Annotated in this window: 16 protein-coding genes; 11 read left to right on the top strand and 5 right to left on the bottom strand. The window is 45.9% G+C overall.

The window, feature by feature from the left end; all coding sequences use genetic code 11:
- Positions 1-42 precede the first annotated feature (42 nt).
- Positions 43-2,055: an oxidoreductase gene (locus AC2204_RS15650; protein WP_318926610.1), complete on the bottom strand. Its 2,013-nt coding sequence runs from the start codon at positions 2,053-2,055 to the stop codon at positions 43-45.
- A gap of 205 nt (positions 2,056-2,260) precedes the next feature.
- Here AC2204_RS15650 and sppA point away from each other — a divergent pair, with 205 nt between their 5' ends.
- The 3 genes from sppA (at position 2,261) to AC2204_RS15635 (ending at position 6,073) form a co-directional block, all read left to right on the top strand.
- Positions 2,261-4,114, top strand: coding sequence for a signal peptide peptidase SppA (gene sppA / locus AC2204_RS15645; RefSeq protein WP_318926609.1), 1,854 nt, complete (start codon positions 2,261-2,263; stop codon positions 4,112-4,114).
- An 83-nt stretch (positions 4,115-4,197) separates the two neighbouring features.
- A complete protein-coding gene (ansA, locus tag AC2204_RS15640) occupies positions 4,198-5,208 on the top strand; it encodes an asparaginase (protein ID WP_318926608.1) in 1,011 nt (336 codons plus the stop codon).
- Positions 5,209-5,398: 190 nt separating this feature from the next.
- Positions 5,399-6,073 (top strand): glutathione S-transferase family protein, encoded by a 675-nt coding sequence (locus AC2204_RS15635; RefSeq protein ID WP_318926607.1) that lies wholly within the window; start codon positions 5,399-5,401, stop codon positions 6,071-6,073.
- A gap of 48 nt (positions 6,074-6,121) precedes the next feature.
- Here AC2204_RS15635 and AC2204_RS15630 read toward each other — a convergent pair whose 3' ends face one another.
- Positions 6,122-6,415, bottom strand: a complete 294-nt coding sequence (locus AC2204_RS15630) for a YeaC family protein (RefSeq protein ID WP_318926606.1) — start codon at positions 6,413-6,415, stop codon at positions 6,122-6,124.
- A 247-nt stretch (positions 6,416-6,662) separates the two neighbouring features.
- Between AC2204_RS15630 and AC2204_RS15625 the strand changes: the two genes are divergently transcribed.
- On the top strand, positions 6,663-7,505 hold the full coding sequence (locus tag AC2204_RS15625; RefSeq protein ID WP_318926605.1) for a DUF2989 domain-containing protein: 843 nt from the start codon (positions 6,663-6,665) through the stop codon (positions 7,503-7,505).
- A 125-nt stretch (positions 7,506-7,630) separates the two neighbouring features.
- Here the strand turns inward: AC2204_RS15625 and msrB are convergent, their stop codons facing one another.
- The gene (gene msrB, locus AC2204_RS15620; RefSeq protein WP_318926604.1) at positions 7,631-8,020 is read right to left on the bottom strand and encodes a peptide-methionine (R)-S-oxide reductase MsrB; all 390 of its coding nucleotides are present in this window, start codon (positions 8,018-8,020) and stop codon (positions 7,631-7,633) included.
- A 338-nt stretch (positions 8,021-8,358) separates the two neighbouring features.
- On the opposite strand from msrB, the gene gap reads away from it, so the two are divergent.
- Together gap and AC2204_RS15610 are read left to right on the top strand one after the other, a co-directional pair.
- Positions 8,359-9,354, top strand: coding sequence for a type I glyceraldehyde-3-phosphate dehydrogenase (gene gap / locus AC2204_RS15615; RefSeq protein WP_318926603.1), 996 nt, complete (start codon positions 8,359-8,361; stop codon positions 9,352-9,354).
- A gap of 244 nt (positions 9,355-9,598) precedes the next feature.
- A complete protein-coding gene (locus AC2204_RS15610) occupies positions 9,599-10,477 on the top strand; it encodes a D-hexose-6-phosphate mutarotase (protein ID WP_318926602.1) in 879 nt (292 codons plus the stop codon).
- A gap of 110 nt (positions 10,478-10,587) precedes the next feature.
- Here AC2204_RS15610 and AC2204_RS15605 read toward each other — a convergent pair whose 3' ends face one another.
- Positions 10,588-10,968, bottom strand: coding sequence for a VOC family protein (locus tag AC2204_RS15605; RefSeq protein WP_318926601.1), 381 nt, complete (start codon positions 10,966-10,968; stop codon positions 10,588-10,590).
- A 593-nt stretch (positions 10,969-11,561) separates the two neighbouring features.
- Here AC2204_RS15605 and AC2204_RS15600 point away from each other — a divergent pair.
- The 3 genes from AC2204_RS15600 (at position 11,562) to AC2204_RS15590 (ending at position 16,405) form a co-directional block, all read left to right on the top strand.
- Positions 11,562-13,496 (top strand): PrkA family serine protein kinase, encoded by a 1,935-nt coding sequence (locus tag AC2204_RS15600; protein ID WP_318926600.1) that lies wholly within the window; start codon positions 11,562-11,564, stop codon positions 13,494-13,496.
- Between the two features lie 48 nt (positions 13,497-13,544).
- Positions 13,545-14,816: a YeaH/YhbH family protein gene (locus AC2204_RS15595; protein ID WP_318926599.1), complete on the top strand. Its 1,272-nt coding sequence runs from the start codon at positions 13,545-13,547 to the stop codon at positions 14,814-14,816.
- Between the two features lie 65 nt (positions 14,817-14,881).
- Entirely contained in the window at positions 14,882-16,405 is a 1,524-nt protein-coding gene (locus AC2204_RS15590) for a SpoVR family protein (protein ID WP_318926598.1), read from the top strand.
- Between the two features lie 145 nt (positions 16,406-16,550).
- Here the strand turns inward: AC2204_RS15590 and fadR are convergent, their stop codons facing one another.
- The gene (fadR, locus tag AC2204_RS15585) at positions 16,551-17,402 is read right to left on the bottom strand and encodes a fatty acid metabolism transcriptional regulator FadR (protein ID WP_318926597.1); all 852 of its coding nucleotides are present in this window, start codon (positions 17,400-17,402) and stop codon (positions 16,551-16,553) included.
- Positions 17,403-17,898: 496 nt separating this feature from the next.
- Between fadR and nhaB the strand changes: the two genes are divergently transcribed.
- Both nhaB and dsbB read left to right on the top strand, forming a co-directional pair.
- Positions 17,899-19,491: a Na(+)/H(+) antiporter NhaB gene (gene nhaB, locus AC2204_RS15580; protein WP_318926596.1), complete on the top strand. Its 1,593-nt coding sequence runs from the start codon at positions 17,899-17,901 to the stop codon at positions 19,489-19,491.
- Positions 19,492-19,586: 95 nt separating this feature from the next.
- Positions 19,587-20,099: a disulfide bond formation protein DsbB gene (dsbB, locus tag AC2204_RS15575; RefSeq protein WP_318926595.1), complete on the top strand. Its 513-nt coding sequence runs from the start codon at positions 19,587-19,589 to the stop codon at positions 20,097-20,099.
- Positions 20,100-20,126: the final 27 nt, after the last annotated feature.

Below are 20,126 nucleotides of genomic sequence, written 5' to 3'. Positions count from 1 at the left end.
AGCTTGCTTACTCGTGTCCAGCCTGTCCGCTCTTCAGCGTAACTACAGCTTTGCAGCCAACTCAACCGCTTCGCGGATCACCCGATTAGCATCCACCTCACCCGCGACCTCTGCACCGCCAATCACATGAACATTCACATTCATGGCCTTGAGCTCTTCAGATAGCTGCTCAACAGAACTCTGCCCCGCACACAGTACGATATTATCAACATCGAGAATGCGCGACTGGCCTTCAACGGTAATATGCAGCCCCTGCTCATCAATTTTGTCGTAGCTGACACCACCAAGCAGTTCAACACCACGTTTTTCCAGTACTCGCCGGTGGATCCAGCCCGTGGTTCTGCCCGGCCCTTTACCGACCTTGCCCGGTTTACGCTGCATCAGCCACACTTGGCGAGGGCTCATGTGCTGCTCAAAGGGACACAACCCACCTGCATGTTCAATCGTTTTATCAATTCCCCAGTCTTTGAGCCAGCTATCTAAATCATGATGGTCGGGTTCGGTTAGCATGGTAGAAACATCTACCCCGATCCCCCCTGCACCAATGACGGCAACCTTCTGGCCCAGCTGAACCTTATCACGGATCAGGGTCTGGTAATCGATCACCTTATCACTCTCGACACCCGGAATATTAGGCAGGCGCGGTTTCACCCCTGTGGCAACAATCACTTCGTCATAGCCTTTTAATTCATCCGCTTCGACCGCATGCCCCAGTGTCACGTTTACCCCGGTCTGTTCTAAACGGCGAGTGAAGTAGCGAATGGTTTCTTTAAATTCTTCTTTCCCTGGAATTCGCATCGCCAGATTAAACTGCCCCCCGACGTACTCATTCATATCAAACAAATCGACGTCAAAACCACGCTCAGCAGCCGCAGTCGAGAAGGCTAAACCGGCAGGCCCCGCACCAACCACCGCCACTTTTCGCTTATTGGCCACAGGGGTCAATACCAACTCTGTCTCATAGCATGCCTGCGGATTGACTAAGCAACTTGCACGTTTACCGGCAAACACCTGATCCAGACAAGCCTGATTACAGCCAATACAGGTATTGATATCATCCGCCCGATCTTGCTCAGCTTTGACCACAAAATTCGGATCCGCAAGAAATGGACGAGCCATCGAAATCATATCGGCCTGCTCAGACGATAAGATGTCTTCGGCCACTTGCGGGGTATTAATACGGTTAGTGGTAACTAATGGAATATTAACTTCGCTTTTCAGTTTTTCCGTTACCCAGGTAAAAGCGGCTCGTGGAACTTGTGTCGCAATGGTTGGTATGCGGGCTTCATGCCAGCCAATCCCGGTATTCAGGATAGTCACCCCCGCTTTTTCCAGTTCTTGCGCAAGTGTGACCACTTCTTCCAGGGTGCTACCCTGCTCAACCAGATCCAGCATAGACAAACGGAAGATGATGATGAAATCATGTCCGGTGCGCTTACGTACCGCTTCTACCAGCGCTATCGGGAAGCGAATACGGTTTTCATAGCTACCGCCCCATTCATCATAGCGATGATTGGAGCGCTTACAGATAAACTGGTTTATCAGGTATCCTTCAGACCCCATGAGTTCCACCCCGTCATAACCAGCTTCACGGGCAAGTTCTGCACTTTTTGCAAAGGCTTCGATCGTTTTATGGATCTGCCGAGAACTCATTGCACTGGGGGTAAATTTGGAGATTGGCGATCGAATCGCCGAAGCACTAACCGCAAAAGGATGCATTGCATAACGACCCGCGTGAAGAAGCTGCAATGCAATTTTGCCGCCCTCTTCATGAACCGCATCAGTGATCACCCGGTGGGCACGCGCTGCACGAGCAGAACTGAACTCCGCACTGAGCGGGTGCAACCGGCCACGAAAGTTAGGTGAAAAACCGCCAGTCACAATCAGCCCAACACCACCTCGGGCACGAGCGGCATAGAATGCCGACAATTTCTTAAAGCCGTCACGAGACTCTTCAAGGCCGGTGTGCATTGAGCCCATTAGAACTCGGTTCCGTAGCTGGGTGAAACCAAGATCTAAGGGCGCTAACAGATGAGGGTAAGATTTATCGTCCATGGCTTCCGTTCTTTTTTGGTTATGGTCTGACCAGTATATTGCACAACGGTAACTTTTTTCAAACATTTACCTACATTAATACAACATCTCACACTTTCAATCGGTTCTTCGGCTCCCAAATGGAAAAACAATGGATGGATTTGTTACTGAAATTCCATGTTGAGTAAGTTACGATAAGGAATAAGAATCATCATCAGGAACGTGCATGAAAGTGATATTCAAAGGCATTGGAAAAATATTCCAAGCTATCTGGAAACTGATCAGTTTCACCCGGCAATTTATTCTCAATCTTTTCTTCTTAATCATTGTCGGTACAATTATCGTTGTGCTAAGCCAGGATAGCCAAGAGCCTGAGTTACCTGAGGCTGCCGCATTGGTTCTGGATTTATCCGGCCCAATCGTTGAACAGCGCAGCTATATCAATCCAATCGATAGCATTGCCAGTAATGTTTTAGGTCAACAGCCTGTACAGGAAAATGTACTGTTCGACATTGTGGAGACAATACGGACGGCTGCCACTGACCCGCGTATTACCGGATTAGTGCTGAATCTGAAAGGCATGGCAGACACCAACCTGACCAAATTGCGTTATATTGCCAAAGCCATTAATCAGTTCAAAGATGCCGGAAAACCGGTTTATGCGTTTGGTGATAACTTCAGCCAGAGTCAATACTATCTCGCCAGCTACGCGGATAAGGTGTCCATGTCACCTGACGGCGGCGTGATGCTAACGGGCTATGGCAGCTACACCCTTTACTACAAAAGCCTGTTAGACAAACTCAATGTTAATACCCATGTATTTCGCGTGGGAACTTACAAGTCTTTTGTTGAACCTTATACCCGTGATGACATGTCATCCGCGGCTCGTGAAGCCAATACCGTCTGGTTAAATCAATTATGGTCAGCTTATACGGCAGATGTGGCACTCAACCGCAATATTGAAGCCGCTTCGTTAACCCCGGACCTCGATAGTTTTGTCGAGCAACTCACAGCCGTTAAAGGTGATTTTGCTCAGCTAACGCTTAATATGGGTTTAGTGGATGAACTCATCTCTCGCCCTCAGCTTCGTCAGAAAATGATTGATAAATTTGGCAGCGACGGTGACAGCAGCTTTAATCAAATCAGCTACTATGACTACCAGCCAACAATCGTCAAAATGGACTTGCCAAGTCCAAACCAGATCGCCGTTGTTGTTGCCAGTGGTGCCATCATTGACGGTACACAGCGCCAAGGTACCGTGGGTGGCGATTCAACCGCACACCTGCTGCGCGAGGCGCGTTTAAATGATGATGTCAAAGCGGTAATTCTACGTGTCGACAGCCCTGGCGGCAGTGCTTTTGCGTCCGAAGTGATCCGCAATGAAGTCGATGCGCTAAAGCTGGCAGGTAAACCTGTCGTCGTTTCCATGTCGAGCCTGGCTGCATCAGGCGGCTACTGGATTTCATCAAGTGCCGATAAGATCATCGCTCAGCCAACAACCATCACCGGTTCTATCGGTATTTTTGCTATCTTGACCACCTTTGAAAAAGGGCTGGAGAAAATGGGGATCTACAGTGACGGAGTTGGGACCACACCATTCTCTGGGGTGGGCGTTACTCGCGAATTACCCGAAGGTGTCGCCCAAGTCTTCCAGCTTGGTATCGAGCATGGCTATCAGCGCTTTATCAGCTTAGTCAGCCAATATCGGAATATGTCGCTTGAGCAAGCAGATGAAATCGCTCAGGGCCGGGTATGGACCGGTCACGATGCACTTAAATTAGGCCTGGTCGATCAGCTGGGGGATTTTGACGATGCCATTATCGCCGCAGCAGAGCTGGCGAAACTTGAGAGTTATGAAATGAACTGGATGGCAGAGCCCCTTAGCCCGGCAGAGCAATTTATCCAGGAATTCGTTGGTGAAGTGAGCGCCGACGTCGCCACTATGGTCGTGGGGCAGCTGCCTGGTGCGTTACAACCTGTCACCCAGCAAGTTGTAACCGATTTGTTCACATTGAATAACTTTAATGATCCAAAAGGGCAGTATGCCTTTTGCCTGAACTGCATCAATAATGAAAAGTGAGATCAGCCCGGCAATGCCGGGCTTTTTTTAACGAGCGTTAACCGTATAATGCGCCCACCAAACCAATAAGTCTGTGCCTAAATATGGAAAGAAAACACATTTACATTGCTTACACCGGCGGAACCATTGGTATGCAGAAATCAGACCATGGTTATGTTCCTGTTGCTGGTTTCATGGAAAACCAGCTGGAAAGCATGCCGGAATTCCATCGTGCAGAAATGCCCAAATTCACTATCCATGAGTACGAACCTCTTATCGACTCTTCGGATATGACGCCAGCGGATTGGCAACGCATTGCTGATGATATTAAAGCAAACTACGACAAGTATGACGGTTTCGTCATTTTACATGGTACGGACACCATGGCTTACACTGCTTCTGCTTTGTCGTTTATGTTTGAAAACCTTGATAAACCAGTGATTGTGACCGGCTCACAAATTCCACTGGCAGAACTGCGTTCAGACGGTCAAAGCAACCTGTTGAACTCACTTCACATTGCGGCAAATTACCCGATAAATGAAGTGACACTATTCTTCAACAACCAGTTGATCCGTGGAAACCGAAGCACTAAAGCTCATGCTGACGGCTTTGGCGCCTTCATTTCACCCAACCTGCCACCGCTGCTGGAAGCAGGTATCAACATCAAGCTGAACAATGTTGAATTAGACAAAAAGCCGGAAGGTAAATTTAAGGTACACACAATCACACCACAACCCATTGGGGTGATTACAATGTACCCGGGAATTTCACCAGAAGTGATCCGGAACACGTTAAAACAACCAGTTAATGCAATGATTTTATTGACTTTTGGCGTGGGTAACGCACCGCAAAATCCAGAGCTGCTTAAACAGCTAAAAGAAGCGACTGATCGCGGGGTTATCGTGATGAACCTGACGCAATGCCTGTCAGGCAGGGTGAATATGGGCGGTTACGCAACGGGCTGTGCACTGGCTGATGCGGGCGTTCTCAGTGGATATGATATGACACCTGAAGCCGCGTTGGCAAAATTACACTTCCTGTTAAGCCAGAATCTGCCACTGGAAACGCTTCGTAGTAAAATGCAGCAAGATCTGCGTGGTGAATTGACCCTCTGATCACACCGTCAGATAATATCTCCACATCATCATAAAAGAGCTGAATTTAATTCGGCTCTTTTTTTACGGCTACACTTATACCAATCATATAAATACCAATCACACTTCTATCTGTCACATCAAGAGCAAACGAATTAGTGTATTGGAATAAATACAGTTTTATCGGTCTGAACCAACCAGAGACACGCTTATGATTTTACACGGTGCACCTATCTCTCCATTTGTCAGAAAGATCATGCTGGCACTTGCCTATAAAGGGATGTCATATGATTTGCAGCCGCTTAACCCCTATTTAGAGAAAGAGTTGGCGCAAAAACGCCATCCTATGGGAAAAGTGCCGGTGTTGGAACACAATGGCCACAGCATTATGGACTCAACGGTCATCGCTCATTATCTGGATGATATCTGTCCGGTTCCCCCTCTTTACCCTGGCACGGCGGAGCATCGGGCCCAAATCCGCTGGTTGGAAGTATATGCGGATACCAGGCTAACGTCGCTGGTCAGCGGGGTGTTGTTTTATCAGAAGATCATGCGGGGTAAAATGCTGAATAAAAGCGTTGATGAGGATGCCATTGCTGAGTGCATGCACCATCACCTGCCTAAAGTACTGCAATACCTGGAAGAACAAATTCCAGAAAAAGGGTATGTTACCGACCATTTTTCCATGGCGGAAATCAGCCTGTGGAGCATTCTTCGAAATGGCTGGATGGCAGGGCTAAGGCTGGCTCCTCATTACCCCAAACTGCATGCCTATATCACAGCAATAGAGCAAGAACCGTGGATCGCTAATTTAATCAGCGAAGAAGATCATGAACTCAGCAGTTTTTATTGCGAACCCATGATCTTTAATAGCTATCATCTTTAATCGCTATCCGCTTTTATCATTATGGTTTTTACTAACAACTAGACGTAACTACATGTCACCATGACCAAAACGGGCGATATCATCCTGAGTGGCGCTTTCGCCCCCAAATTCACGCTTTAGATCCGCTTTAGACTTAAATTTAATTTCACCACCGACCTCGACGGACATATGTTCAGCATTCGTGTTATGACGAGATTGGTATAGCATCACCGCTTGAAGCGCCGAATCTCTTTGCTCTGCCGTTAAAGGGGTACCATCAGGCCACCGACCGATTTCCACTGCCGTTAAGATTCGCTGGTAAACATCAGGCGTCATTGCGGCTAATAATTGTTTTACATCCATTCACAAGCTCCATTGCACACTAAAAAGGCACTGAACTCCGCACCCTGAGGGAGTTTGGGCATACAGTCAAGTGAGAGCAGCAATTTTGCTTTCGGGATCACAGAGCCGTCAGTGATACCCTGGCAGATTACTGAGACCTCTATTCACAAAAAGTTAAAATTATCGCTGTCTTACGTTTTTTTTATTGAGTTCGTATAATATAAAAACCGAACTTTTCCCTACTAACCCGATGAGTTGTCAATATTATATGCGTATTACTAACCGAAACCTTGGTTACTTAAAGCCTGGTCACCTAAAGCTTGGCCTGGTTGCGCTTTGTATTTCCCTGCTCAGCGGCTGTTATGAACGCCACCGCACCACAGACAGTCTGTGTGAAGCTTACCCCTCACTCTGTGCTGAACTGAATGTCAATGATGGCCAGTGCCGGATCCAGCGTTCCAACCTGATATGGCAACGTTATGATGTTTTGAAAAGTCCCACTGACGCAGAAAAATTCAAAGAATTAAAACTCACCTATAACTATCAGGTCTGTCTGGAGTATGCCGCACGCATAGAGCCGACAGAATTGAAAGAACGCAAATCGCGTCGCATGAGTGCACTGCTCCATAGCTACGATTCTATTCGGCGTCTGAATCAGGAGTTGGCCAGTTCTGAAGATCCAAATATCATCTACTATCGCTGGAGCCAGGGCGATAAAAAAGCACTTCGTCAGTTTTTGCTGCTCGAAGGCAGCGCTAAGCTCGAAACCCCGGAACTTCAACTCGCGCTGGCCACCTACTACACTGACAAAGATAAAGAGAAGACATTAGAAATACTGTCTCATGCACTTGAGCTATACGAAGAGGACCAGCCGATAAAGCCGGAAATTATTCTGAGCCTTGCGACAATATCGCATCAGCAGGGTCTGGCACACCATGCTTATATATGGGCAATAGTAGGTGGCGACTTCGATATGCCCGTCGTCAGGCCTGACAGGCTTGCTGGGTTCTATCCTATGGAAGATGCCGAACGCGAAGCGTTGAATGCACAAGCTAAGAAAATCACAAAAGCACTCAAGAACGGTGATTTTACGGCTGATATGGTGAAATAAAACCACAAAAATAAATCACTCTTATTATCTGTATTACCAGATCAATATTTTATGACTGCATATTATTCTGGCGACGGTATGAGACTGAAAAGGTCACTTTCTCCTTTTTAGTCTCAGCCAGAAAATTATTCGTCAGCCTTAAACATAAGAGAAACTGAATTTATACAATATCTTTCGCCGGTTGTTTTTGGCCCGTCCGGAAAAACATGCCCCAGGTGACTATCACAATTTGCACAGCGAATTTCAATGCGATGCATGCCATGGCTATTATCGTCAATATACCTGATAGCCTTATCGTTCAATGGCGCATCAAAACTGGGCCAGCCACAGCCTGAGTCATACTTGTTGTCGGAAAGAAATAAGGGCTGTTCACAACAAGTACAGCGATAAATCCCAGTATCTCGGTTATGAAGTAAGGTGCCAGAGAACGGCGCTTCTGTCCCCTGTTCACGACAAATTTTATACTGTTCTTCTGTTAATTTTTTTCGCCAATAAGCATCTGTTTTGTCTGTCATTTTAGATCCTGCTTTCATTCCTTTCTGTTCAACTTGGCATTTAAGGTTGCCAATTATCACAACTGTAGCACATACTTTCTGCTTTAAAGATTTGTTTACTTACCTAATTCAGTTTTTCTGTTTTGGGTATCCATATTAAAAGTTAACAACTACTTTTGCGGGGAATTGAACAAATCACGTTCAAATTACCGTCGTTGTAGAAGGAATGTAAAAAAAATCCGAACATTTTTTTGACCTTAAGCAATTTAAGTTCGTTTTTTGCTTGCAGGGTCACTAAGTATTCTGTAATTTTACTACCAGTTATCTTTCATTAGAAATTAAGTTGTGGAGCAACTGTAATGACTATCAAAGTAGGTATTAACGGTTTTGGCCGTATTGGACGTTTTGTTTTCCGTGCATCTGTAGAGCGTAACGACATCGAAGTTGTTGGTATCAACGACCTTATCGACGTTGAATACATGGCTTACATGCTAAAATACGATTCAACTCACGGTCGTTTCAACGGTACTGTTGAAGTTGAAGGCGGTAACCTGATCGTTAACGGTAAAACAGTTCGCGTAACTGCAGAACGCAACCCAGAAGACCTTAAGTGGGACGAAATTGGTGTTGACGTTGTTGCTGAAGCAACTGGTATCTTCCTAACAGACGAGACTGCACGTAAGCACATCACTGCTGGTGCTAAGAAAGTTGTTCTTACTGGTCCATCTAAAGACGCAACTCCAATGTTCGTTATGGGTGTTAACCACGAGACTTACGCAGGTCAAGACATCGTTTCTAACGCTTCTTGTACTACTAACTGCCTAGCGCCAATCGCTAAAGTTCTTAACGACAAGTGGGGCATCGAATCTGGTCTTATGACTACTGTTCACGCTACTACTGCAACTCAGAAGACTGTAGATGGTCCTTCTGCTAAAGACTGGCGTGGTGGTCGTGGTGCTTCTCAGAACATCATCCCATCATCAACTGGTGCTGCTAAAGCAGTAGGCGTTGTTCTTCCTGAACTAAACGGCAAACTAACTGGTATGGCTTTCCGCGTACCAACTGCTAACGTTTCTGTTGTTGACCTAACAGTTAACCTTAAAGAAGCTGCTTCATACGCAGAAATCTGTGCTGCTATGAAAGCTGCATCAGAAGGCGAAATGGCTGGCGTTCTTGGTTACACTGAAGATGCAGTTGTTTCTCAAGACTTCATCGGTGAAGTTCAGACTTCAGTATTCGATGCAACAGCTGGTGTAGCGCTGACTGACAAATTCGTTAAAGTTGTATCTTGGTACGACAACGAAATCGGTTACTCAAACAAGGTTCTTGACCTTGTAGCTCACATCTCTAAGTAATTGCTACTTAGTTGAGTGATAAAAGGCGGCTGATAGCCGCCTTTTTTGTGTCTGATTTTCAAGAAACTAAAATAACGTCGATCTCAACGACCAAAGCCACCTTCTATACTCTTCACAAATTTAACAAATTTACTTTCATAAACCTTAATACTTTTAAACACAAAATAAGTTTCTATCCCACTGCTTATCACTGCCGCTTTCTGAGATAATTACTGGAATAGATATTAAAATTAAGGAAGAATTGATGGATTTTAGTAAGCTTCATACGATTAATGTACTTTCAGATGCCGTAACTATCTGTCAATTTCAAGACGTGAAAATAGTTCGCATTATCCACCAAGCAGCAGAGGCTGGCATCTCTCTGCACGGCGGCCACCTCGTATGGTATAAACCTGCGGGCGAACAAGACGTGATCTGGCTCAGTGAAAAAGCCGAATTTGACACACAAAAGGCTATTCGTGGTGGCATTCCGATCTGCTGGCCATGGTTTGGCAAAGCAGGTAGTCCATCTCATGGATTTGCCCGTAACAGCCAATGGACACTCCACGAGCATCGTGAAAGTGAAAAAGGAGTCATTGTCGCTCTCACTCTGGAAGACAGTGAAGAAACACGTGACATCTGGCCGCACAAATTTCATAACCAGATTACGTTTGAGTTTGGCCACGAGCTAAAAGTTCACCTGACGTCGACCAACACTGACAGCCATGAATGGGCTTATAGCGGTGCCCTGCACTCTTACTTTAATATTAGCGATATCAACACTGTGTCTATCACAGGCATGGGTGATAAATATCTCGATAGCGTTCAGGGTAATATTGCGTGCGAAGGGGGTGAAAGACTGGCCATCAGCCAGGAAGTTGATCGCGTTTACACTGAACCGAAAAATCCGATTACGATCGCAGACCCACATAATCAGCGTCAGATCCATATCGCCAATCAGGGCCACAACGCCGCGGTGATCTGGAACCCGTGGCAGGCACTTTCCGTCAGCATGGCTGATATGGCCGATAACAGCTATGAAACCATGGTTTGCGTTGAATCAACCATACATGGTGAGGGAGTTACACTGGCTCCCGGCGAGTCTCATACCCTGAGTACTATCGTGTCTGTCAGCACGTTATAACATTGTTAATGTCTGCAAAAGTGCCGCAGGGTCCTGCGGCACTTCCTCATACCCATCCCCAAATAAAGGCAGGTGGTATGGACACGCCATCTTGACGCCATTTGGGTATACTATGCCAGCATGTGCGAATTCGCTTCAATGAGTACCCAGCCATTGCCATCGGGATCGGCAAACGTTGCAAATCGCCCCCCCATTAAGGTGACTATTTCTGATAATGTCACCCCCCGATCCGTTAATTCGCTATGGGTAGAATAAATATCATCGGTTTGTACCACCAGCCCCTGAACAGATCCCGCGGTCATACCCGCAAAAGGGATAACTAAACTAATCGTCGTTTCCGCCCCTTTCGGTGCCAGCTGAATCCACCGTCTTTGGTTGGCTACACAATGATCACGAATGAGTTCAAAGCCCAATGCATCACGGTAAAACAACAATGCCTGACTCTGATCGGACACAGGGATCGAGACAGTATCAACGCGTGAAATACCCATAAACCAAGCTCCCTCCTCGACTGCTTTTCCCGCGATTACTGATCAAGCTTAAATCAGAGCGATTGATTTCGCTTACAAATAACACCTATTGCTTGGCCTTTTCGCCTCGATTCTCTGAATTAATAAACCCCCCTCACTTCCGGTTCAAGCCGGAAGTGAATAACTAAACGAATCATGGTGGCAAAACTCAAGGCGGTCAAAAAAAGACCAATCCCTCTATGAATTCGGACTGCTTCATGGCAATAATCAGGTTAGTGCTGATCAATTTCAGTTATCAATGCTGCTGGTGAAAGATTATTCGGTCATAACGACTTATTCTAATTTCAACGATCAAACTCGCATCTTTTCCAAAACAATTACCAACATTTTTTTAACTAACTCCCTTGCACAGCCCATTTTTTAGGAGGATAGTAAGACTGTGTTTAAAAAAACACCACATTCATAAGACCAGCGCAAAAAGGAAATTTATTTATAAACCAACAACTCAGTGAACCAAATTGATCAGTTACGTCTAGTCTTAATATGTGAGGGATGTGAAAGTAATTCTTATTCATCCTTTCTAATTGATCAAAGAATGATTCAGGGGGCATACCATGAGTATTTTTGACCACTATCGTCAACGCTATGAAGAAGCCAAGGATGAAGAGCTTTCGTTGCAAGAATTCCTTGAAATTTGTCGTAATGACCGCAGTGCTTACGTCAATGCAGCAGAACGTTTGCTAATGGCAATCGGCGAACCCGAAATGATCGACACCGCTCAGGATCCGCGTTTGAGCCGGCTTTTTTCTAACCGTGTCATCTCTCGTTATAAAACGTTCGAAGATTTCTACGGCATGGAAGATGCTATTGAGCAAATCGTATCTTATCTGAAACATGCAGCACAGGGGCTCGAAGAACGTAAGCAAATCCTGTACTTGCTTGGCCCTGTCGGCGGCGGTAAATCTTCCCTGGCTGAGAAACTAAAAAGCCTGATGCAGAAAGTGCCCATTTATATCCTGACGGCCAATGGTGAACGCAGCCCAGTTAACGATCACCCATTCTGCCTGTTTGATAAAAATGAAGATGGTGAAATCCTCAATAAAGAATATGGCATCCCTGATCGCTACCTGAATTCCATCGTCTCACCCTGGGCCGCTAAACGCTTGCACGAGTTTGGCGGTGATATTAGCAAGTTCAGGGTCGTCAAAGTGCGCCCCTCTATCCTTGACCAAGTCGGTATCGCCAAAACAGAACCCGGAGATGAAAATAACCAGGATATTTCATCACTGGTGGGTAAAGTTGATATTCGTCAGCTGGAACATTTTGCCCAGGATGATCCGGACGCATACAGCTATTCCGGCGCGCTATGTAAAGCCAACCAGGGTATGATGGAATTTGTCGAGATGTTTAAAGCACCATTAAAAGTGCTTCATCCTCTGTTAACGGCAACTCAGGAAGGTAACTACAACGGTACTGAAGGTCTGTCTGCCCTGCCGTTTGAAGGTATTATTCTGGCTCACTCCAACGAATCTGAATGGCTCACCTTCCGCAATAACAAGAACAATGAGGCATTCCTGGATCGGGTGTACATCGTCAAGGTACCTTATTGCTTACGTGTCTCGGAAGAAATTAAAATATACGAAAAACTGTTGCAGAACAGTGAACTGTCAGCGGCACCATGCTCACCAAGCACCTTGGAAATTCTGGCCCGCTTCACCACGCTTTCGCGCCTGAAAGAGCCTGAAAACTCAAGCTTGTACTCGAAAATGCGTGTTTATGATGGTGAAACGCTGAAAGATACCGATCCGAAAGCGAAATCGTACCAGGAATACCGTGACTATGCCGGTGTTGATGAAGGCATGAACGGTCTGTCGACGCGCTTTGCCTTTAAGATCCTTTCCCGTGTATTCAATTTCGATCACTCTGAAGTTGCAGCAAACCCTGTGCACCTGTTCTATGTACTTGAACAGCAAATTGAACGAGAGCAGTTCCCGCAAGATCAGGCTGAGAAATACCTCGAATTCCTGAAAGGTTACCTCATTCCTAAATACGTCGAATTCATTGGTAAAGAGATCCAGACAGCATATCTCGAGTCTTACTCTGAATACGGCCAGAATATCTTCGACCGTTATGTCAGCTATGCGGACTTCTGGATTCAGGATCAGGAATTCCGTGACCCTGAAACCGGTCAGCTGTTTGACCGTTCAGCATTGAATAACGAGCTGGAAAAAATCGAGAAGCCTGCCGGTATCAGTAATCCGAAGGATTTCCGAAACGAGATTGTTAACTTCGTGCTACGTGCCCGAGCAAACAATGCCGGAAAGAATCCGAACTGGACCAGTTATGAAAAACTGCGCACTGTTATCGAAAAGAAAATGTTCTCGAATACCGAAGAGCTGCTTCCTGTCATTTCATTCAATGCCAAAACATCGACTGATGAGCAGAAGAAACATGATGATTTCGTCTCTCGCATGATGGAAAAAGGCTACACCCGCAAGCAAGTGCGTCTGTTATCTGAATGGTACCTGCGCGTACGTAAGTCTTCATAACATTAAGTATGAAGGCGCGGTGGAATAAATATACAGGGGGGAGAGCTTATGGCGAATTTTATAGACCGCAGGCTCAATGGTAAAAATAAAAGCACGGTGAACCGTCAGCGCTTTTTGCGCCGCCACAAACAGCAAATTAAAGAATCCATTGCTGATGCGGTCAACAAGCGCTCCATCACCGATGTTGAGAGCGGGGAAGATATTACCATCCCTTCTCGTGATATCAGAGAGCCCAGCTTTCACCAAGGCCAAGGTGGACAACGTGAAGTTGTCCATCCCGGCAACGACCAATTCAGTCCCGGAGATCGCATTGAACGCCCACCAGGAGGAGCAGGTTCAGGCGGTGCCGGTGAAGGTCAAGCCAGCCAAGATGGTGAAGGTCAGGACGATTTTGTATTTCAGATTTCCAAAGATGAATATCTTGATTTGTTATTTGAAGATCTCGAATTACCAAACCTTGAGAAGAACCAACTAAATAAAATAGTGGAATGGAAAACCTTCCGCTCCGGGTACAAGTCATCTGGCGTACCGTCCAATATTGCAATTATAAAATCGCTGCAAAATTCATTGGCACGCCGGACGGCTATGACGGCTGCAAAACGGCGCCAGCTTCGGGAGTTTGAGCAAGCTTTAGAGTTGCTGCAAAACACCGAACCCGCACAACCGTTCGAGGAAGAAAAAGTTAAGCTGAATATCCAGGACCTGCGGCAAAAAATCAGCAGTGTGCCGTTTATCGATACGTTTGACTTGCGCTACAAAAATTATGAACGTCGACCTCAACCCACCAGCCAGGCGGTGATGTTCTGCCTGATGGATGTATCAGGCTCGATGGATCAGGCGACTAAAGATATAGCCAAACGCTTTTACATTCTGCTGTATCTGTTCTTAAACCGAACGTACAAAAATGTCGATGTGGTGTTTATTCGCCACCATACTCAGGCAAAAGAAGTGGATGAACATGAGTTTTTCTATTCACAGGAAACGGGGGGAACCATAGTGTCAAGTGCGCTTCGACTGATGGATGAGATCATCAAGAAACGCTACTCTCCTGCAGAATGGAACATTTATGCTGCACAAGCATCAGATGGCGATAACTGGGCTGACGATTCCCCGGGATGTCGCGAACTGCTAAACAAGCATATTCTGCCGGTTACCCGCTACTACTCGTACATTGAAATTACACGGCGGGCACACCAGACACTGTGGCGAGAATATGAAGCACTGCAGACAAGCCATGCCAACTTTGCCATGCAGAACATAAGGACTGTGGATGACATCTTCCCTGTGTTCCGGGATCTATTCAAGAAGCAAGTCAGCTAGCGGCAGCTTAGCTTTGCCTGACGCGTAGTCTTAGATGTCAATAAGCCTTAGGGGGAGTGTGTTATATGGTTACAAAGACAAAAACACTCAGTGATGGTCCTGATTGGACATTTGACCTGCTTGAGCAATATCACCGGGAAATTATCCGCGTTGCCAAGCACTATAGGCTGGATGCCTATCCAAATCAGATTGAGATCATCACCGCAGAGCAAATGATGGATGCGTACTCAAGCATCGGTATGCCAATCAATTACCATCACTGGTCATTTGGTAAACGCTTTATTGAAACAGAACGTGGCTACAAGCATGGTCAGATGGGGCTCGCTTATGAAATAGTCATTAACTCCAACCCATGTATCGCTTATTTAATGGAAGAAAATACCATTACAATGCAGGCGCTGGTCATGGCGCATGCTTGCTATGGTCACAACTCCTTCTTTAAAGGCAATTATTTATTCAAAACGTGGACTGATGCCAGCTCAATCATTGACTACTTATTATTTGCCCGGAAGTACATCACCGAATGTGAGGAAAAGCACGGCGTGGAAAACGTCGAAAGACTGCTCGACTCTTGTCATGCCTTGATGAACTACGGCGTCGACCGCTATAAACGTCCACAAAAAATCTCATTAGTGGAAGAAACTGCACGCCAAAAAGCACGTGAAGACTATCTGCAAACTCAGGTTAATGCGCTGTGGCGTACCATTCCCAGCCAGGAAGAGAAACAAAGTCAGTCAGAGGAAATACGTTTCCCCTCAGAGCCACAAGAAAATATTCTCTATTTCTTCGAAAAGCATGCACCTTTGCTGGAGCCCTGGCAGCGCGAGATCATACGTATTGTACGTAAAATCAGCCAATACTTTTACCCACAGAAGCAAACCCAGGTAATGAATGAAGGCTGGGCTACCTTCTGGCACTACACCATTCTCAACCACCTGTATGACGAAGGCTTAGTGACCGATCGTTTCATTATGGAATTTCTTCACAGTCATACCAATGTGGTGGCACAGCCTGAATACAACAGTCCTCATTACAGTGGTATTAACCCGTATGCTCTCGGGTTTGCCATGTTCCAGGATATTCGTCGGATCTGTGAAACCCCCACCGAAGAGGACAAACAGTGGTTTCCTAATATTGCCGGAAAGGATTGGTTAGAAACGGTTCACTTTGCGATGGAAAACTTCAAAGATGAAAGTTTTATCAGTCAGTTTTTATCACCTAAAGTGATACGGGACTTCAAGCTCTTTGCGGTGAATGATGATGATCGGCATAACTACGTCGAAGTAGATGCTATTCATAACGATGAAGGGTATCAGGCCATTCGCGAGAAGCTCTCTTCCCAATATAACCTCAGTAATCACGAACCGAATATTCAGGTCTGGAATGTGGCTTTGAAAGGTGACCGCTCGCTGACCCTGAGGTACATACCACATAATCGCGTGCCACTGGCTGACAGCTACCATGAGGTGATCAAACACTTGCATCGGATATGGGGGTTTGACGTCACGCTAGAAGAAGAGATGCCTGATGGCAGAACCCAAATTCTAGCAACCTGCCCGAAACGTAACCAATACAATACGGAAATATAAGGTTGAGAATTGAGAATTATGACAACAAAATGGAGAGGCAATGCCTCTCCATTTCTATCTGTTTATTAGGGCTTCAATTCTATGAATCGCTTTGACTCGACTCTAGTATCTAGAAATTCGTATCGAGATACTCGCCCCTAATACATCATTGTTCTTCTTCGTACAAATAACGCGCAATATCAACGCGATTACTGTACCAAATCGCACCACTGTCGCGGCCATACTTCTTAATACGATCAGCGACAAGTTCCGGCTGATTATTATCACAGTATGATTTTATATCGCGGTAGAAATCCAGTGCTAACTGGCAAGCTTCTGAACTCATGAAGTAGTAACCACCAACACGGGTATAGATCTTACGCAGACCATTAATGGTTAGCACATATAAGGTATTACCCGACTTTCCGGCCATGCCCTGGAACATCTGGTAGTCAAAGTAATTAAAAGCACGCGCCCTGCAAATTGCTTCACACAATTCAGGTTGATCTTTCGCGTACTTATCATTGATTTTTTTTACTTCTTGCATCAGCTCGATTTTTTCATTTCGGCTTTCGATAAAGTCGATGAAGCTATCAGCCTCGAGAAGTTTTTCACAAGAATCAATAACATAATCAAGTAGCTTACTGGATTCCTCGCTATTACCTTTGATCGCATAGCGCATGTAAACACTACTGATATCGGTACGAGCAGACAGCAGATCTTCAAGAACGCTCTGAACATCCTGACCGTCCAGGGTGATCAAAGTATCAAGAATACTCAGACCTGAGGTCTCCATGTAATTATTTACCCGGGTAGGCTTACCATGCTGAATGGTCAGCCAGCCATCACGTGCCAAGCGCTGCAACACCTCTCGCAATGTGGTACGAGTTACGCCAATCAGTTCTGATAATTCACGTTCAGCAGGAAGAATAGAGCCCTGAGGGAAGTGACCATTCCAGATACTTTCAATGATGTACTTCTCAGCAAATGTTGCTGGGCTATCAGCCTTTATAACCATCTAATTACTTTTCCAATTTGCTTCTTGCTTATATTTTATGAACTCATCATACCACCAGTTCTGCAATAGACGAAACCGCGGTGAAAAATGATCCATATATTGAATTCAAGTTAGGCTGCTAAGTTTGATATTGCGCAACATTTGCTTACAATTTTAACGGTAAATTGCACTACTGGTATTCTGGCACATCATAACTCCCGTTTTGAGATGAAATGTTACTAAAACTAACATTTCATATCTCACGACTTGACTGAGCCAGATCTAACTGTACAGTTAGCACCAAATAAATACTGGGAGCTAAACGGAAGCTGCTACCTGCTTTAAGTTAAACACCATCCTGCCCGTATCTGTTACCCGGTTATGGTTTTTAGCTTAAACGTTCATGAAGGACTCGTTAACCAATACCGCAATTATATGGTTACCCCGATCTCAGACTGTAAAGGCATGACAGCACACAGCTCATACATTAATTTACGCATTACAAGAGATCCAAAGCATGGCTATTTCGTTAGGGAACGCCTTTATAAAGAACTTTTTAGGTAAGGCACCTGATTGGTACAAAATTGCAATCATTGCATTTCTAATTATCAACCCTGTTGTTTTTTTCCTCATCGACCCTTTTGTTGCGGGTTGGTTATTAGTGATAGAATTTATCTTCACTCTGGCCATGGCATTAAAGTGCTACCCATTACAACCCGGTGGTCTGCTGGCGATTGAAGCTGTCGCTATCGGTATGACCAGCCCAGCTCAGGTTAAACATGAGCTGGTTGCAAACATCGAAGTAATACTACTGCTGATCTTTATGGTCGCGGGTATTTACTTTATGAAGCAGTTGCTGCTTTTTATCTTTACCAAAATTCTTATTGGTATTCACTCAAAAACCCTGTTGTCGCTTTCCTTTGTGGTAATGGCTGCTTTTTTGTCGGCTTTTCTTGATGCGCTGACGGTTATTGCTGTTGTAATTAGTGTGACCATTGGTTTCTATAGCATCTACCACAAGGTCGCATCGGGGCAAGAGCCTCATTCAGCCCACGACCACACAACCGATTTACATATTCGCGAAGTGAGCCGTAACGACCTTGAGAACTACCGCTCATTCCTGCGCAGCCTGCTGATGCATGCGGGTATTGGTACTGCGTTGGGTGGGGTTATGACCATGGTCGGTGAACCTCAGAACCTGATCATTGCCGATCAGGCGGGCTGGATGTTTGGTGAATTCATTATCCGCATGGCCCCCGTCACTGTCCCTGTTTTCATCTGCGGTCTACTTACTTGCGTGCTTGTCGAAAAATTCCAGATTTGCGGCTACGGTACTCGCCTGCCGGAAAATGTCCGTAAGATCCTGGTTGACTTTGACAACGAAGAGCGCAGAAACCGTACCAACATTGACTACGCTAAGCTGACTGTTCAGGCGTTAATTGCGGTATGGCTCATCATAGGATTAGCATTGCACTTAGCCGCGGTCGGCCTGATCGGTCTGACGGTCATTATTTTCGCCACCTCTTTTACCGGTATCACCGAAGAGCATGCATTAGGCAAAGCGTTTGAAGAAGCGCTGCCATTCACCGCATTACTCGCGGTCTTCTTCTCGATTGTCGCGGTTATTATCGACCAACACCTATTTGCGCCGATTATCAATATGGTGCTGAGTCTGGAAGGCAGCGCTCAGATGACGATGTTCTATATTGCCAACGGCCTGCTGTCGATGGTGTCAGATAACGTCTTCGTCGGTACGGTTTATATCAACGAAGTGAAAACCGCGCTGGTTAACGGTGTGATCACCCGTGACCAGTTCGATATGCTGGCCGTCGCGATTAACACCGGTACCAACCTGCCGTCAGTGGCGACCCCGAACGGTCAGGCGGCCTTCCTCTTCGCGTTGACCTCCGCTTTGGCTCCGTTAATCCGTCTGTCGTATGGCCGCATGGTGTATATGGCACTGCCTTATACCATTGTTCTGGCACTGGTTGGTCTCGCGGGTATCGAGTTTATGCTGGCACCTATGACCGCATGGTTCTACGACATGGGCTGGCTAGCTCATCATACAGCAGAAGCCGTGTCGGCTATCGCACCTGCTGCTGGACATTAATTGAATCTTTCGCGAAGATAAGAGTCATATATAATACTTCAAAGCCCTGATAAGTCAGGGCTTTGCTTTATTCCAGTTAGCTTAGAGATCATCCTATGCAATTTCTGAATACATTTTCAAAAAATCGGACATCATGGCTGTTACTGCTGCTGTTCATTATCTTCTTTGAAGCTTGTGCCCTGTTCTTCCAGCACGCAATGAAACTTGGACCTTGTGTGATGTGTATTTATGAACGCGTTGCGATGATGGGCATGGGTTTTGCGGCTATTGTCGGTCTTATTGCACCACAGAATGCGATATTTCGCTGGGCAGGGCTGGCTGGCTGGGGCTACAGCGCATTCATCGGATTACAACTAGCCCGTCAGCATGTCGATTATCAGTTCAACCCGTCCCCTTTCGCGACGTGTGATCTGTTTGTTCAGTTTCCGAGCTGGGCACCGCTCAACCAATGGGCTCCATGGATGTTCGAAGCCTATGGCGATTGCAGTGAAGTGGTGTGGAGTTTCCTCGGCCAGTCGATGCCACAGTGGTTAGTGGTGATTTTTGCCGCGAATCTAATCGCACTTGCGTTGATTGTTATTGCGCAGTTTTTTGATAAAAAAGATTAAACTTACTAGTGGCGAGAAAAGAGATCT

The organism is Photobacterium sp. (genome assembly GCF_057456235.1).
The sequence above is the reverse complement of the archived record's forward strand: the minus strand, read 5'-3'. Positions and strand labels throughout refer to the sequence as shown.

What these genes read in the sequence shown, in the direction of transcription:
- msrB (WP_318926604.1), bottom strand. Translation starts at nt 8,020, where the DNA reads ATGACAGACAAAACAGATGCTTATTGGCGAAAAAAATTAACAGAAGAA.
- AC2204_RS15635 (WP_318926607.1), top strand. Translation starts at nt 5,399, where the DNA reads ATGATTTTACACGGTGCACCTATCTCTCCATTTGTCAGAAAGATCATG.
- sppA (WP_318926609.1), top strand. Translation starts at nt 2,261, where the DNA reads ATGAAAGTGATATTCAAAGGCATTGGAAAAATATTCCAAGCTATCTGG.
- dsbB (WP_318926595.1), top strand. Translation starts at nt 19,587, where the DNA reads ATGCAATTTCTGAATACATTTTCAAAAAATCGGACATCATGGCTGTTA.
- AC2204_RS15595 (WP_318926599.1), top strand. Translation starts at nt 13,545, where the DNA reads ATGGCGAATTTTATAGACCGCAGGCTCAATGGTAAAAATAAAAGCACG.
- nhaB (WP_318926596.1), top strand. Translation starts at nt 17,899, where the DNA reads ATGGCTATTTCGTTAGGGAACGCCTTTATAAAGAACTTTTTAGGTAAG.
- AC2204_RS15610 (WP_318926602.1), top strand. Translation starts at nt 9,599, where the DNA reads ATGGATTTTAGTAAGCTTCATACGATTAATGTACTTTCAGATGCCGTA.
- AC2204_RS15590 (WP_318926598.1), top strand. Translation starts at nt 14,882, where the DNA reads ATGGTTACAAAGACAAAAACACTCAGTGATGGTCCTGATTGGACATTT.
- ansA (WP_318926608.1), top strand. Translation starts at nt 4,198, where the DNA reads ATGGAAAGAAAACACATTTACATTGCTTACACCGGCGGAACCATTGGT.
- AC2204_RS15650 (WP_318926610.1), bottom strand. Translation starts at nt 2,055, where the DNA reads ATGGACGATAAATCTTACCCTCATCTGTTAGCGCCCTTAGATCTTGGT.
- AC2204_RS15625 (WP_318926605.1), top strand. Translation starts at nt 6,663, where the DNA reads ATGCGTATTACTAACCGAAACCTTGGTTACTTAAAGCCTGGTCACCTA.
- AC2204_RS15630 (WP_318926606.1), bottom strand. Translation starts at nt 6,415, where the DNA reads ATGGATGTAAAACAATTATTAGCCGCAATGACGCCTGATGTTTACCAG.
- fadR (WP_318926597.1), bottom strand. Translation starts at nt 17,402, where the DNA reads ATGGTTATAAAGGCTGATAGCCCAGCAACATTTGCTGAGAAGTACATC.
- gap (WP_318926603.1), top strand. Translation starts at nt 8,359, where the DNA reads ATGACTATCAAAGTAGGTATTAACGGTTTTGGCCGTATTGGACGTTTT.
- AC2204_RS15605 (WP_318926601.1), bottom strand. Translation starts at nt 10,968, where the DNA reads ATGGGTATTTCACGCGTTGATACTGTCTCGATCCCTGTGTCCGATCAG.
- AC2204_RS15600 (WP_318926600.1), top strand. Translation starts at nt 11,562, where the DNA reads ATGAGTATTTTTGACCACTATCGTCAACGCTATGAAGAAGCCAAGGAT.